This is a genomic window from Sphaerisporangium sp. NPDC049002, from assembly GCF_040649355.1.
GTDB lineage: Bacteria > Actinomycetota > Actinomycetes > Streptosporangiales > Streptosporangiaceae > Sphaerisporangium.
The window spans coordinates 1-14,277 of the sequence record NZ_JBEZFH010000083.1 but is presented as its reverse complement, the minus strand read 5'-3'; the positions used below and the strand labels follow the sequence as shown (position 1 = coordinate 14,277).

Genomic DNA, 14,277 nt, shown 5'->3' with positions numbered 1-14,277 from the left:
CTCGGGCCTGCTGATTTCGTGGATACCGGCGGACCGTTCCACACCGGCACCCGGCGTACCGGCAGGGCGGCGACGGGGCGGGGGACGGGCGTGGGCCGTGGCACAGATGTTGCGGAAGTGACGTGACTGATACCCCGAATACGTGACATACCGGAAATGTTGTGCGCCATGATGGGCTTGCCACTGCTGATGGGCTGGGTGCCGCCGTGACATGGCGGCACGACCTCGCGCGAGCCCCTGGAGACCGTATGTCCCGACCGCTGATCGGTATCACCACCTACTTCGACGCCGCCCGATGGGGCACGTGGGTCCGCGAGGCCGTGCTCTCGCCGCCCGCCTACGCGAAGGCGGTGGACAGGGCCGGGGGTTCCCCCGTGCTGATCCCCCCGCTGAGCCTGGGAGCGATCGACGGCTACGTCCGCGGCCTGTCGGGGCTCATCCTGGCCGGCGGCGTGGAGGTCGATCCCGGCGCCTACGGCGAGGAGCGGGACGAGAGAGTGGAGGAGCCGCAGCCGCAGCGCGACAGGTTCGAGATCGGGCTCGCCCGCGCGGCCGTCCAGGCGGGCGTCCCCGTGCTCGGCGTGGCGCGCGGCATGCACATCCTGAACGTCGCGCTGGGTGGCACCCTGATCCGGTGGCTGCCCGAGGCGGTCCACCACGAGCGGCACGCCGCAAGCACGCCGCACGTGATCCAGGTGAGCGTCTCCAGCAAGGTCGGCAAGGCCGTCGGTGACCGCATCGAGGTCGCGATGCCCCACCACCAGGCCCTCAAGCGGCTCGGCGAGGGACTGCTCGCCGTGGCGTGGGCCGACGACCAGATCGTCGAGGGCGTGGAGCTCCAGGGCCACCGGTTCTGCGTGGGCGTCCAGTGGCACCCGGAGCGGGGGGACGACAACCGCCTCGTGGACGCCCTGGTCGAGGCCGCCATGCCGTGAGGCGCGGGGTTCGGCGGCTCAGAGGCCCGCGTGCTCAGAAGCTCCGGGGCAGGCCGAGCACCTGGGTCGCCAGGTAGTTGAGCAGAAGCTCCTCGGTGACGGGAGCCACCTTGCCGATCCGGGCGTCCGCCAGCAGGCGGGCGACGGGGTACTCCAGGGAGTACGCCATCCCGCCGTGCGTCTGGAAGGCGTGGTCGGCCGCCTCCCAGGCGACCTGCGAGGCGGTGAGCTTGGCGATGTTGGCCTCGGTGCCGCACGGCAGGCGCCGGTCGAACAGCCAGGCCGCCTTGTAGAGCATCAGCCTCGCCAGCTCGATCTTCGCCTTGACCTGCGCGAGCGGGAAGGCGATGGCCTGGTTCGCCCCGATCGGGCGGCCGAACACCTCCCGCTCCTTGGCGTAGGCGACCGCGACGCGCAGCGCCACCTCCGCGCCGCCTAGGGCGCTGGCGCCCAGCAGGATCCGCTCGGGGTTGAGGATGTCCCACAGCACGGCCGCCCCCTGGTCGACCTCGCCGAGCACGCTGGTGGCGGGCACCCGCAGGTCGTCGATGAAGACCATGTTGGACGGGGTGGTGTTGGCGCCCATCTTCGGGATCGGCCGGTAGGAAAGCCGCCCCGCCGCCACCGCCTCGGGCACGTTCACCAGGAAGACCGTGAGGCCGTTGGTGCGCGGCCTGGCCTCGGCCGCCGGGATGGTCCGGGTGACCAGCAGCATCCAGCTGGCGCGCTGGACCCCGGTGATCCAGATCTTCTGCCCGTTGATAACGTACTCGCCGCCGTCGAGGCGGGCGGAGGTCGAGATGGCCAGGGAGTTCGACCCGGCGTCGGGCTCGGTGAGCGCGAAGCACGTCTCGATCTCGCCTGCGGCGAGCTTCGGGAGCAGCGCCGCCCGCTGCTCGCCCGAGCCGTGGCGGGCGATGGTCAGCGCGCCGAAGCCGGGGGTCAGCACGTAGGTGAACGCCGATCCGCCGGCCGAACCCGAGGCCGACAGGGTCTCGGTCGCCACGGTCAGCTCCAGCAGGCCCTGGCCGCCCCCGCCGTACTCCTCGGGCACCGCGAGGCCGAGCCAGCCGCCCTTGGCCAGCTCGGACCACACCTCCTCCGGCCAGCGCTTGTCCGCCTCGCACCGCTGCCAGTAGTCCATGTCGTAGCGCGAGCAGATGTCCGCGACGCCGCGCTGTACGTCGCGGGCGCTCTCCGGAAGCGTGAAGTCCACCGTGATCACTCCATTCCCGTTGCCGCGCAATGGTAGAGCGAAGCCCGGCGGCCGTGCGAGGGTCAGGAACGCGGGCGCCTGGCGAGGTAGACGAAGGCCGGAGGCACGTTGCCCCACACCGTCCGGCTCGGCACGACCTCCTCGAACACCTCCAGCAGGCGGCGGCGGAAGCGCATCGCCGGCGGCAGCGTACGGGCGTGCAGGTAGGCGAAGGTGGTCAGGGTCCCCGCGGGCGTCAGCGTCTCGCGGATCGCCTCCAGCAGCCGGTCCTGGAGCGCGGAGGGGAAGGCGGCCCAGGGCAGCCCGCTGACCACCACGTCGGCCCGGTCGAGCCCGTGGTTGGCGAGGATCTTGGGCAGGTGCGCGGCGTCGCCGACGACGACCTTGGCGCCGGGGTGCCGTTCGGCCAGCCCCACGGCGAGCCGGGCGTTGATCTCGACGGCCAGGTGGTGGCCCCGCCCGCCGAGACGCCGCTGGATCTCCTTGGTGAACACGCCCGTCCCCGGGCCGAGCTCGACGATGACGGGGTCCCCGCGCTCGGGAACCGGAGAGGCGACCACCCTCGCCAGGCGCTGTGAGCTGGGCGCGACCGCCCCGGTGGTGCCGGGCGAGCGCATGAACTGCCCGAAGAAGACGGCTGCGTCATTGGCCATGGCACCGACCTTAAAGAAGAAAATGGTCTGCTGCTTCCACCGTTCGGCCGATCTCGTGATCGCCTGGAGGACCCCGTCTCCGACTTGAGGAGGATCCCGTCATTCGTCCCCGGAGAACGGGCGCGGGTGCGTCCTTTCACGATACGCATCGCGGCCAGGCTCGCCCCCGCCGCCGCCCGGGGCCGCGCACCGGCTAGGGTCGGCACCAGGTTCACGAGGGGAGTCACGGGTGAGATCGGCGGAGGACCGGATCTGGACGGTTCCGAACATGCTCAGCCTGCTGCGGCTGCTCGGCGTGCCGGTGTTCCTGTGGCTGGTTCTGGGGCCCAAGGCCGACGGGTGGGCGCTCGCCCTGCTCATGGCGGCGGGGTTCTCCGACTGGCTCGACGGCAAGCTGGCCAGGGCCTGGAACCAGACCAGCAAGCTGGGCAGGCTGCTCGACCCGCTCGCCGACCGGCTCTACATCCTGGCCACGCTGATCGGGCTGACGTTGCGCGAGGTCATCCCCTGGTGGCTGACCGCCCTGATCGTCGGCAGGGACGTCCTGCTGCTGCTCGGCGTTCCGGTCCTGCGCAGGCACGGTTTCGGGTCGGCCCTGCCGGTCCACTTCCTCGGCAAGGCCGCGACCGCCAACCTGCTCTACGCCTTCCCGCTGCTTTTCCTGGCGTCCCACGACGGTTGGTACGCCGACATAGCCCGGATCTTGGGATGGGCCTTTGCCATCTGGGGAACAGGTCTGTATTGGTGGGCGGGGGCGCTGTACGTGGTTCAGGGGCGCCGGCTCATCGGAGGGGCGAGCCGGGCATGAGCGATCGTGGGGGCCCGTCCCGGCGAGTCCCCGCGGCCACTACTGCCCGCGCGAGCGTGACCGTGTGCCCACCGTGACGAAACAGACGGAGGGTGATCTGTGAAGGCCGTCGTGATGGCGGGCGGGGAGGGGACTCGGCTGCGGCCGATGACCGCCAACCAGCCCAAACCCCTACTTCCCGTGGTCAACCGGCCGATCATGGAGCACGTGCTCCGCCTGCTGAAGCGGCACGGCTTCACCGAGACCGTCGTCACCGTCCAGTTCCTGGCCGCCCTGGTGCGCAACTACTTCGGCGACGGCGACGAGCTCGGCATGAGCCTCCACTACGCCACCGAGGAGATCCCGCTCGGCACGGCGGGAAGCGTGAAGAACGCCGCCGACAAGCTGCGCGACGAGCGCTTCCTGGTGATCTCCGGGGACGCGCTGACCGACATCGACCTGACCGACCTGATCCGGTTCCACGAGGAGAACGGCGCCCTCGTCACCATCGGGCTCAAGCGCGTGCCGAACCCGCTGGAGTTCGGGATCATCATCGTCGACGAGCAGGGCAGGGTGCAGCGCTTCCTGGAGAAGCCCACCTGGGGGCAGGTCTTCTCCGACACGGTCAACACCGGCGTGTACGTGATGGAGCCGGAGGTCCTCGACGAGGTCGCCCCCGGGGTCCCGGTCGACTGGTCGGCCGACGTCTTCCCCAAGCTGCTGGCCCAGGGCGCGCCGCTGTACGGGTACATCACCGGCGGCTACTGGGAGGACGTCGGCACCCACGAGAGCTACCTCAAGGCGCAGGCGGACGCCCTGTCGGGCCGGGTCAAGCTGGACGCCGACGGCTTCGAGCTCTCCCCGGGCGTCTGGGTCGCCGAGGGCGCCTCCGTCGACCCCGACGCCATCTTGAAGGGCCCGCTCTACATCGGCGGCTACGCCAAGGTCGAGGCGGGCGCCGAACTGCGGGAGTACACCGTCCTCGGCGACAACGTCGTGGTGAAGGAGGGCGCGTTCCTGCACCGCGCCGTCGTCCACGACAACGTCTACATCGGGCCGAGCGCCCACCTGCGCGGCTGCGTGATCGGCAAGAACACTGACGTGATGACCGGCGCGCGCATCGAGGAGAACGCCGTCGTCGGCGACGAGTGCGTGATCGAGTCCGAGGCCTACGTCTCCTCCGGCGTCAAGATCTACCCTTTCAAGACGATCGAGGCGGGCGCGGTCGTCAACACCAGCGTGATCTGGGAGTCGCGCGGCCAGCGAAGCCTGTTCGGGCCGCGCGGGGTCTCCGGCCTCGTCAACGTCGAGATCACCCCCGAGCTGTGCGTGCGCCTGGCCAGCGCGTACGCCACCACCCTGAAGAAGGGCGCGTCGGTCATCACCTCGCGCGACTCCTCCCGCGCCGCCCGCGCCCTCAAGCGCGCGGTCATCAGCGCGCTGACCGCGAGCGCGATCAACGTGCTCGACCTGGAGGCCGCCCCGCTGCCCGTCGCGCGCTTCCACACCTCCAACGAGACCGCCTCGGGCGGCATCGCCCTTCGCACCACCCCAGGTGACCCCCAGAGCGTCGACATCATCTTCATGGACGAGAACGGCGCCGACCTGTCGCAGGGCGCGCAGCGCAAGCTGGAGCGCGTCTTCTCCCGGCAGGAGTTCCGGCGCGCCTTCCCCGGCGAGATCGCGGAGCTGAGCTTCCCCGCCAGGGCCGTGGAGGACTACACCCGCGAGCTGCTGCGCTGGGTCGACATGTCCGGCGTGCGCGACGCCGAGATGAAGGTCGTCATCGACTGCGCGGGCGGCACCTCCTCCCTGGTGCTCCCGAGCCTGCTCGGCCGCGTCGGGGTGGACGTCCTCACCGTCAACAACCGCCTGGACGACGCCTCGCCGACCGAGACGCTCGCCGAGCGCCGCAGGGACCTCCAGCGCCTGGCGGAGCTCGTGGGGTCCTCCAGGGCCGCTTTCGGCGTACGTTTCGACCCGGTGGGGGAGCGCGTCTCCCTGGTCGACGAGATGGGCCAGCTGATCAGCGAGGAGCGGGCGCAGCTGGTCGTCCTCGACCTGGTCGCGGCCGAGCGACGCGGCGGCCGGGTGGCCCTGCCCGTGACCACCACCCGCGTGGCCGAGCAGGTGTGCCGGTTCCACGGGGCGCAGGTGCAGTGGACCTCCACGGCCCTGGACGCCCTCACCTCGGCGGCTGCCGACCCCGATCTGATCTTCGCGGCGGACGGGCGCGGCGGCTTCATCGTGCCGGAGTTCGCGCCCACGGTCGACGGCCTGGCCGCCTTCCTGCGCATCCTCGGGCTGGTGGCCCGCACCCGGCTGTCGCTGAGCCAGATCGACGCCCGCATCCCGCAGGCGAAGATGCTCAAACGCACGGTTCCGACCCCGTGGGCCGCCAAGGGGGCGGTCATGCGGTCGGTCGTCGAGGCGGCCGACGGGTACCACCTCGACACCACCGACGGCGTGCGCGTGGTCGAGGAGGACGGAGGCTGGGCCCTGATCCTCCCCGACCCCTCGGAGGCCGTGACCCGTATCTGGGCGGAAGGGGACGACCTGGACGTGGCACAGGGCCTCCTGGAGCGCTGGGCGCGGGTGGTGGAGCACGCCGCGGGCACCTGAGCGCCCGCCCCGGCAACGGGAGCGTTCTGCCCCGAACCGGCCGTTTCCGGTCACATTTGAACGGCGCGCCGCATGGACCGGAGGGCGGCGCGGGCGGTAGCTTTGGACCGGCGTGGCGAGCCGGGTCGGAAGGAACGAGGGGCGAGCGCCGTCAGGAGATACGCGAGCCCCCGTCAGCGAGGACCGAGCGAGCCCCACCAGCAGCATGTCCGAACCCGCGAGCCTGCCCTCATCTTGACCTTTGCGACTCATCAGCGTAAGTTGCGGCATTCGCAGTCTGAGCAACTATGAGAAGCGAAGAACCGAGGCACGCCGCACAGAGCACCGTCGCCGCGACTTCGCGGTAGGAGGCCGAGCCGATCGATGCCGAGCGTCTACTGCACGCAGTGCGGTCATGCCAACCCTGACGACGCCCGTTTCTGCTCACGGTGCGGGTCGCCGCTGAGTCGTGTCGAAAACACGCCGGGGGACACCACCTCCACGATCTCACTCAGTGGGATCGAGGCGATGGACGGCGACGCGACGGGACAGACGCTCATCCCCGATCGGGCCTCGGTCGAGCAGCTGCCGGCCGGCACGGCCCTGCTGGTCGTGATGCGCGGGCCCAACGCCGGGAGCCGGTTCCTGCTCGACAGCGACCTCACCACGGCGGGCCGTCACCCCGAGAGCGACATCTTCCTCGACGACGTGACCGTTTCGCGCAGGCACGCGGAGTTCTACCGGCGGGGCGACTACTTCACCGCCAGGGACGTCGGCAGCCTCAACGGCACCTACGTCAACCGGGAGCGCATCGAGGAGCTACCGCTCTCCGGCGGCGACGAAGTCCAGATCGGCAAGTTCCGGCTGGTGTTCCTCACGCGTGGGTGAGGAGGAACGGTGATGGGCGCGCAGGCAGCCAGGGCGTTCATGAGCATCGGGGAAGTCCTCGAGATCCTGCGGGGCGACTTCCCCGACGTCACCGTCTCCAAGATCCGCTTTCTCGAGGGCGAGGGGCTCATCGAGCCCCAGCGCTCCCCTTCGGGGTACCGCAAGTTCACCCACGCCGACGTCGAGCGCCTGCGCTACATCCTCACCGCCCAGCGTGACCGCTACCTTCCGCTGCGCGTGATCAAGGACCACCTGGACACCGCCGAGCGCGACGGCGTCACCCGGCCCCGCGCAGTCGGGGCCGAGCCGCCGGTCGCCGAGATCCGGCTGAGCCGCGCCGAGCTTCTGGAGGCCGCGGCCCTCGACGAGGAGACCCTCGTGGAGCTGGAGGACTACGGCCTGCTGACCCCGGTCGCGCGGTGGTACGACGCCGAGGCCCTCACCGTCGCCAGGGCCTCAGGGGCGCTCGGAAGGTTCGGGCTGCACCCCCGCCACCTGCGGGTGCTGAGGGCCGCCGCGGAGCGCGAGGCGGGGCTCGTGGAGCAGGCCGTGGCGCCGCTGCTGCGCCGCCGCGCCCCCGGCGCCGTCGATCAGGCCGAGGAGACCGCTCGCGAGCTCTCCGCCCTGCTCCTGGAGCTGCACGCCGCCCTGGTGCGGGGCGGTCTGAGGGGCATTCTGGGCCGCTGAAGGAGGCGCCCGGACATTTCGGGGTGCGGGGATGTTACGTTGAATTTTGCGGCGATGGTCACGCCGCGAGCCGAGAGCCGCAAGGGAACGGGCCCGGAGCGGGCCGGCGACCCAATGAGACGGAGCAGCCTGTGTTGCAGATGGAGGTCGTGGGGGTCCGTGTCGAGATGCCCTCCAACCAGCCCATCGTCCTGCTCAAGGAGGCGAAGGGTGAGCGTTATCTGCCGATCTGGATTGGGATGACCGAGGCCACGGCCATCGCTCTGGCACAGGCAGAGGAGCCGCCACCCCGGCCGCTCACCCACGACTTGTTCAAGGACGTGATCGAAGCTCTCGGCGTGCGGCTGCAGACGGTCAACATCGTGGCCCTGCGCGACGGGATCTTCTTCGCTGACCTGGTGTTCTCCAACGGTGTCGAGGTGAGCGCACGCCCATCCGACTCGATCGCGTTGGCTCTTCGCACCGGTGCCAGCATCTTCGCCAGCGAGGATGTCGTGCGCGAGGCCGGCGTCATCATCCCTGATGATCAGGAGGACGAGGTCGAGAAGTTCCGTGAGTTCCTGGACACGATCACGCCCGAGGACTTCGGTCGTGCGGGTTAGCCATATCGGGCATTTACGCTTCACGACGCGCCGGGCGGGATCGTTGACTGAGCATCGCGCCAGTCCTACGGTGCAAGGGAAACCACGGTTGTAATTCACGAACCCCCAGATCAGACCGTGGGATGAGAGAAAGCCGGAGGTCCGCAGTGGCGGTCAGCAGCGGCGAGGGAAAGACGGCCGGCCAGCATGATCCGGCCCAGCGCCAGTCGGCGCGGGAGCGCGCGGGCGAGCAGGGCCTGTTGTTCGACGAGCGGCCGGCGTCGCTGCCCGCCGACGTGGGATACCGCGGCCCGACGGCGTGCTCGGCGGCCGGCATCACCTACCGCCAGCTCGACTACTGGGCGAGAACCCAGCTGGTCGAGCCGTCGGTACGGGCGGCGCAGGGCTCGGGGTCGCAACGGCTCTACAGCTTCCGCGACATCCTCGTTCTCAAGGTGGTCAAGCGCCTGCTCGACACCGGGGTGTCGCTCCAGCAGATACGCACCGCCGTGCAGCATCTGCGGGAGCGCGGGGTCAACGACCTGGCGCAGATCACGCTGATGAGCGACGGCGTGAGCGTCTACGAGTGCACCTCGGCCGACGAGGTGATAGATCTGCTCGAAGGCGGCCAGGGCGTGTTCGGCATCGCCTTGGGCGGGGTCTGGCGCGAGGTCGAGGGATCCCTGGCGGAGCTGCCGGGGGAACGCGCGGAGCCGGCCGACCGGACCTCCACGGAGGAGCACCCGGGTGACGAGCTGGCTCGGCGCAGGAAGGCCCGCAAGACAGGGTGACCCCGGCCACTGTGTGAGTGGAGATCCCGTGGGGACGGGGCTGGATCTTCGTGAACCCGCAGGTCAGGGGCAAAGTACGGCAAACCCGGGCAATAGGGGTAGCCCCTAAGTCGGGGCGGGACGGTACGATTGGCGCAAGGCTTATGACCCTGTGCGGGAGAGTCCCTGGCACGGGCCGGTTCCGCGCTCCACGCGGTGCCGGCGTGTGACCCGGGCGCCGAAGGAGCAACCTCCCCGGAATCTCTCAGGCCCACGTACCGCACGGGTGAGGCGACTCTGGAAAGTAGACATGCCCGCCAGGCGTGTCTCACCGACGGTGCAAATCCGCTTTTATGGGGATGAAGCTCTCAGGTCGCGATGACACATCGCGCTGACAGAGGGGGAGACCCGGCATACGCGCGCGCTCCAAGCGCTGGTCTCCACACCCTCAGGAGGGCCCCATGACCGATCGGTCACCGCTTCGCGACCTGTCCGCACCGCCCTTCGCCACCCGGCACATCGGCCCCGCGGACGCCGATCAGGCGCGCATGCTGGAGGCGGTGGGTTACGAGTCGGTCGGCGACCTGATCGCCCTGGCGGTGCCCGGGACGATCCGCGCGGAGGGCCCGCTCGACCTGCCCGAGGCGGCGAGCGAGACCGAGGCCATCGCCGAGCTGCGGGCGCTCGCCTCCCGCAACCAGGTGCTGACCTCGATGATCGGGCTCGGCTACCACGACACGATCACCCCCGCGGTCATCCGGCGCAACCTGCTGGAGAACCCGGGCTGGTACACCGCCTACACGCCCTACCAGCCGGAGATCTCGCAGGGACGCCTTGAGGCCCTGCTGAACTTCCAGACCGTGATCAGCGACCTGACCGGGCTGGACGTCGCCGGCGCCTCGCTGCTCGACGAGGCCACGGCCGCGGCGGAGGCCATGACGCTGGCCCGCCGCGCCGGGCGGGCCAAGAGCCCGGTGTTCGTCGTGGACGCCGACGCCCTCCCGCAGACCAAGGCCGTGCTGGCCACCCGCGCCGAGCCGCTCGGCATCGAGCTCGCCGAGGCCGACCTCCGCCAGGGCCTGCCCGGCGGCGAGCTGTTCGGCGTGCTCGTCCAGTACCCGGGCGCGAGTGGCGAGATCAAGGACTTCCGCGCCGTCGCCGACGAGGCCCACGCCCGCGGCGCGCTGGTGGTCGCCTCCGCCGACCTTCTCGCGCTGACGCTGGTCGAGGCGCCCGGCTCCATGGGCGCCGACATCGCCGTGGGCTCCTCCCAGCGCTTCGGCGTGCCCTTCGGGTTCGGCGGCCCCCACGCCGCGTACATGGCGGTCCGCGAGGGGCTCCAGAGGCAGATGCCCGGCCGCCTGGTCGGGGTGTCGCAGGACGCCGACGGGCGCCCCGCGTACCGCCTGGCCCTGCAGACCCGCGAGCAGCACATCCGCAGGGAGAAGGCCACGAGCAACATCTGCACGGCGCAGGTGCTGCTGGCCGTGATCGCCGGCATGTACGCCGTCTACCACGGCCCCGAGGGGCTCCGGCGCATCGCCCAGCGCACCCACCGGCACGCCGCCGTCCTCGCGGCCGGGCTGCGCGGCGCCGGCGTCGAGATCGCGCACGACGACTTCTTCGACACCGTGCTCGCCCGCGTCCCCGGCCGTGCCGCCGAGATCGTCGCGGCGGCCCGCGACAGGGGCGTCAACCTGCGCCTCGCCGACGCCGACCACGTGGGCGTCTCCTGCGACGAGAAGACCACGGCCGACGACCTCCGGGCGGTCTGGGAGGCGTTCGGCCTCACCGGCATCGTGCTGGACGACCTGGACACCGCCACCTCCGACGCGCTGCCCGCCGAGCTGCTGCGCACCACGGACTTCCTGACCCACCCGGTGTTCCACTCCCACCGCTCCGAGACGGCGATGCTCCGCTATCTCCGGAAACTTCAGGACAAGGACATCGCGCTCGACCGGTCGATGATCCCGCTGGGCTCCTGCACGATGAAGCTCAACGCCACGACCGAGATGGAGCCGATCAGCTGGCCCGAGCTCGCCGGGATCCACCCCTACGCCCCGGCCGACCAGGTGGAGGGCTACCTGCGGCTCATCAAGGACCTGGAGGGCTGGCTGGCCGAGGTCACCGGGTACGACGCCGTCTCGCTGCAGCCCAACGCGGGCTCCCAGGGCGAGTTCGCCGGCCTGCTCGCGATCCGCGCCTACCACAGGGCCAACGGCGACAACGAGCGCGACGTCTGCCTCATCCCGTCGTCGGCCCACGGCACCAACGCCGCCAGCGCCGTCATGGCGGGCATGCGGGTCGTCGTGGTCGCCTGCGACGACGACGGCAACGTCGACGTCCCCGACCTCATCGCCAAGATCGACAAACACCGCGACCGCCTGGCGGCGATCATGGTGACCTACCCCTCCACGCACGGCGTGTTCGAGGAGACGATCACCGAGATCTGCGACCGGGTCCACGAGGCCGGCGGGCAGGTCTACGTCGACGGCGCCAACCTCAACGCCCTGGTCGGGCTGGCCAAGCCCGGATCGTTCGGCGCGGACGTCTCCCACCTGAACCTCCACAAGACCTTCTGCATCCCGCACGGCGGCGGAGGTCCCGGCGTGGGCCCGGTGGCGGTCCGCTCCCACCTGGCGCCCTACCTGCCCGGCCACCCGCTGGAGGACAGCCCGGTGGGCCCGGTCTCGGCCGCGCCCTTCGGGTCGGCCGGCATCCTGCCGATCTCGTGGGCCTACGTCAGGATGATGGGCGCCGACGGGCTCAAGGCGGCCACCGAGCAGGCGATCCTGTCGGCCAACTACCTGGCGCGGCGACTCGCCCCGCACTACCCGGTGCTCTACACCGGCCGCGAGGGCCTGGTCGCGCACGAGTGCATCGTCGACCTGCGCCAGATCACCAAGGAGACCGGCGTCACGGTCGACGACGTCGCCAAGCGCCTGGTCGACTACGGCTTCCACGCGCCCACCATGTCGTTCCCGGTGGCGGGCACCCTGATGATCGAGCCGACCGAGAGCGAGGACCTCGCCGAGCTCGACCGGTTCTGCGACGCCATGATCGCCATCCGCGAGGAGATCGCCAAGGTCGCCTCCGGAGCCTACGACAGGGCTGACAACCCGCTGAGCAACGCCCCGCACACGGCCGACTGCCTGGCGGCCGACGACTGGGCCCACCCCTACACCCGCACCGAGGCGGCCTACCCCGTGGCGGCTCTCCGCGAGGCGAAGTACTGGTCACCGGTCCGCCGCATCGACCAGGCGTACGGCGACCGCAACCTCGTGTGCTCCTGCCCCCCGCTGGAGGCATACGAAGACTAGGCGACGAGCCTCGGGCGCCCGTCCGCATCGGCATAATATGTCGCGCGCGACGGCGCGCCCGCGTCGCGAGGCCCGGGAACCCCCTATCCGGAGAAGAGGTCCCGATGGCGGCGCACGAGGTGCAGTCCGGGCGGTCGATCGACGACGCGCGGAGGCTGGCCGAGAGCGGTGAGCTCGACGCCGCGGCCGAGATCTTCACCGAGCTGGTCGCCGACGAGCAGGAGGCCGACCGTGCCCAGGCGGCCGTCGGTCTCGCCGTGGTGCTGGAGCAGCGCGGCGACGTGGCAGGGGCCAGGGCAGCGGCCCGTACGGCCCTTGCCACCGGACACCCCGAGTACGCCGCCCAGGCGGCCTGCCACCTGGCGCGCGGGTTCGAGAGGGACGACATGGCCGACCAGGCGCGTGCCGCCTGGCAGGCCGTGATCGGCGTCGGCACCCCGGCCTACCTGCCCGCCGCACACCTGGCGCTGGCGCGCATCGCCGTGAGCCAGGGGGACGACCGCGAGGCCGAGGGGTCGCTGCGGGCGGCGCTCGCCACCCGCGACCCCGATGCGGGTTCCCTGGCCGCGCAGCGGCTCGCCGAGTACCTGCTGGCCGAGGGCGAGCCCGGGGAGGCCGCCGACGTGTTGATCGAGGCGCTCGACGTGCCCGGCGTCGCCGACTCCGGCCGCCTGCGGGTGCTGCTCGGCATCGCCCACCTCGACATGGCCTGCGGGGAGTTCGCCGCCGCCGCCGAGGGCGGCCAGGACACCGACAGCGCGGCCCTCGCCATCGAGCTCCTCGCCCGCACCCTCCCGCTGCGCGGGCGCGACGCCGACGCCGAGACGGTGTGGACGTACGGCCTGGAGCATCCCGACGAGGGTGTGGCCGAGCAGGTGCGCCTGCGCCTGCACCGTGACGACGAGCCCGCCGGGGACGGCGGCTAGGCGGCGCCCTCACCCCTGATGCCCTGCGTGAGGCGGCGGCTCAGCGGCGGCGGCGGCCGAACGCCGCGGCGAGGTTGACCAGGACGATGCCGGTCCAGGCGAGGAACAGCCCGGCGAGGCCCGCCTGCGTGGCGGCGATCGCCGTCAGCGGGACGCCGATGCCCAGCGACCCGAGGGCGATGGGGATCGTGCCGTCCCCCTGCTTGTGCGGCTTGGCCTGGCCCGGGGGAGCGCCATGCGGCCCGGCGAAGCCACCGGGCCCAGGGTGGCCCTGGTAGCCGTTCTGGGCCGTGACCTCCGACCGCACCCGCGCGTCGATCGTGGAGTCGATCTTCTCCAGGAAGGACTCGATCAGCGCGTGCTCGTAGTCGGGACCGAGGTCACGACGGGCCTCGACGGTGGCGCGAAGCTCGTCGCGGGGGAGAGAGTTGTCCGGCACCCTCCTAATCTGGCACAGACGCACCGGTGGGGCATCCCCCAGGAGTAGGAGAGATGTTCTCCGCGGGTAGCGTGTCGGCCATGCGCATCGTGACACCCGCAGGCCCGGCGATCGTGGAGGTGGACGAGGTACCCCGGCCACGGTTCCTGTTCGTCCTCACACACGGGTCCGCGGGGGGAGTCGAGGCGCCCGACCTGCTGGCCGTGCGCGACGCGGTGTCCGCCATTGGGGGTACGGTCGCGCGGGTCCTGCAGCCCTTCAGGGTCGCCGGCGCCCGCGCGCCGGGGTCACCGGCCAGGCAGGACGAGGCGTGGACGACGCTGGTGGCGGCGGTCCGCGAGCGGTTCCCCGGCCTGGCCCTCGTGCAGGGCGGCCGGAGCTGCAGAGCGGCCGCGTGCTGGTCGAGGGCCCGTACGCCGAGATCCGGCATGACCCCCGCGTCATCAGCGCCTACCTGGGAGACGCCAATGCCGA

The 14,277-nt window shown here is 71.3% G+C and carries 12 protein-coding genes, 1 pseudogene and 1 riboswitch; of the genes and pseudogenes, 10 read left to right on the top strand and 3 right to left on the bottom strand.

Features of this window, described 5'->3' with window-relative positions; all coding sequences use genetic code 11:
• Positions 1-248 precede the first annotated feature (248 nt).
• A complete protein-coding gene (locus AB0B89_RS18170) occupies positions 249-935 on the top strand; it encodes a gamma-glutamyl-gamma-aminobutyrate hydrolase family protein (protein WP_358553713.1) in 687 nt (228 codons plus the stop codon).
• Between the two features lie 34 nt (positions 936-969).
• On the opposite strand, the gene AB0B89_RS18165 is transcribed toward AB0B89_RS18170, so the two are convergent.
• Together AB0B89_RS18165 and AB0B89_RS18160 are read right to left on the bottom strand one after the other, a co-directional pair.
• Positions 970-2,151, bottom strand: a complete 1,182-nt coding sequence (locus tag AB0B89_RS18165; protein WP_358553711.1) for an acyl-CoA dehydrogenase family protein — start codon at positions 2,149-2,151, stop codon at positions 970-972.
• A gap of 62 nt (positions 2,152-2,213) precedes the next feature.
• A complete protein-coding gene (locus tag AB0B89_RS18160) occupies positions 2,214-2,804 on the bottom strand; it encodes a methyltransferase domain-containing protein (RefSeq protein ID WP_358553709.1) in 591 nt (196 codons plus the stop codon).
• 229 nt (positions 2,805-3,033) lie between these two features.
• Between AB0B89_RS18160 and AB0B89_RS18155 the strand changes: the two genes are divergently transcribed.
• From AB0B89_RS18155 to AB0B89_RS18120, 8 genes are all read left to right on the top strand, one after another.
• Positions 3,034-3,612 (top strand): CDP-alcohol phosphatidyltransferase family protein, encoded by a 579-nt coding sequence (locus AB0B89_RS18155; protein ID WP_358553707.1) that lies wholly within the window; start codon positions 3,034-3,036, stop codon positions 3,610-3,612.
• Positions 3,613-3,711: 99 nt separating this feature from the next.
• The gene (locus tag AB0B89_RS18150) at positions 3,712-6,213 is read left to right on the top strand and encodes a mannose-1-phosphate guanyltransferase (RefSeq protein WP_358553705.1); all 2,502 of its coding nucleotides are present in this window, start codon (positions 3,712-3,714) and stop codon (positions 6,211-6,213) included.
• A gap of 363 nt (positions 6,214-6,576) precedes the next feature.
• Positions 6,577-7,080 carry an FHA domain-containing protein gene (locus AB0B89_RS18145; protein WP_358553703.1) on the top strand — a complete coding sequence of 168 codons (504 nt, stop codon included), beginning with the start codon at positions 6,577-6,579 and terminating at the stop codon, positions 7,078-7,080.
• A gap of 12 nt (positions 7,081-7,092) precedes the next feature.
• Positions 7,093-7,767, top strand: a complete 675-nt coding sequence (locus tag AB0B89_RS18140; protein WP_358553701.1) for a MerR family transcriptional regulator — start codon at positions 7,093-7,095, stop codon at positions 7,765-7,767.
• A 131-nt stretch (positions 7,768-7,898) separates the two neighbouring features.
• Positions 7,899-8,369 (top strand): bifunctional nuclease family protein, encoded by a 471-nt coding sequence (locus AB0B89_RS18135; protein ID WP_248958545.1) that lies wholly within the window; start codon positions 7,899-7,901, stop codon positions 8,367-8,369.
• 146 nt (positions 8,370-8,515) lie between these two features.
• Entirely contained in the window at positions 8,516-9,139 is a 624-nt protein-coding gene (locus tag AB0B89_RS18130) for a MerR family transcriptional regulator (RefSeq protein WP_358553699.1), read from the top strand.
• A gap of 144 nt (positions 9,140-9,283) precedes the next feature.
• Positions 9,284-9,409, top strand: a riboswitch (glycine riboswitch).
• A 170-nt stretch (positions 9,410-9,579) separates the two neighbouring features.
• Complete coding sequence (gene gcvP, locus AB0B89_RS18125) at positions 9,580-12,438, top strand: aminomethyl-transferring glycine dehydrogenase (RefSeq protein WP_358553697.1); 2,859 nt, start codon at positions 9,580-9,582, stop codon at positions 12,436-12,438.
• Between the two features lie 104 nt (positions 12,439-12,542).
• Positions 12,543-13,364 (top strand): tetratricopeptide repeat protein, encoded by an 822-nt coding sequence (locus tag AB0B89_RS18120; RefSeq protein WP_358553695.1) that lies wholly within the window; start codon positions 12,543-12,545, stop codon positions 13,362-13,364.
• Between the two features lie 40 nt (positions 13,365-13,404).
• Here AB0B89_RS18120 and AB0B89_RS18115 read toward each other — a convergent pair whose 3' ends face one another.
• A complete protein-coding gene (locus tag AB0B89_RS18115) occupies positions 13,405-13,803 on the bottom strand; it encodes a hypothetical protein (protein WP_358553693.1) in 399 nt (132 codons plus the stop codon).
• 310 nt (positions 13,804-14,113) lie between these two features.
• Between AB0B89_RS18115 and AB0B89_RS18110 the strand changes: the two are divergent.
• Positions 14,114-14,277, top strand: a pseudogene (locus AB0B89_RS18110) (hypothetical protein); the annotation flags it as partial.

Excerpts from the sequence above, each read along its gene's own strand:
- AB0B89_RS18120 (WP_358553695.1), top strand. The coding sequence starts at position 12,543 with ATGGCGGCGCACGAGGTGCAGTCCGGGCGGTCGATCGACGACGCGCGG.
- AB0B89_RS18160 (WP_358553709.1), bottom strand. The coding sequence starts at position 2,804 with ATGGCCAATGACGCAGCCGTCTTCTTCGGGCAGTTCATGCGCTCGCCC.
- AB0B89_RS18170 (WP_358553713.1), top strand. The coding sequence starts at position 249 with ATGTCCCGACCGCTGATCGGTATCACCACCTACTTCGACGCCGCCCGA.
- gcvP (WP_358553697.1), top strand. The coding sequence starts at position 9,580 with ATGACCGATCGGTCACCGCTTCGCGACCTGTCCGCACCGCCCTTCGCC.
- AB0B89_RS18140 (WP_358553701.1), top strand. The coding sequence starts at position 7,093 with ATGGGCGCGCAGGCAGCCAGGGCGTTCATGAGCATCGGGGAAGTCCTC.
- AB0B89_RS18145 (WP_358553703.1), top strand. The coding sequence starts at position 6,577 with ATGCCGAGCGTCTACTGCACGCAGTGCGGTCATGCCAACCCTGACGAC.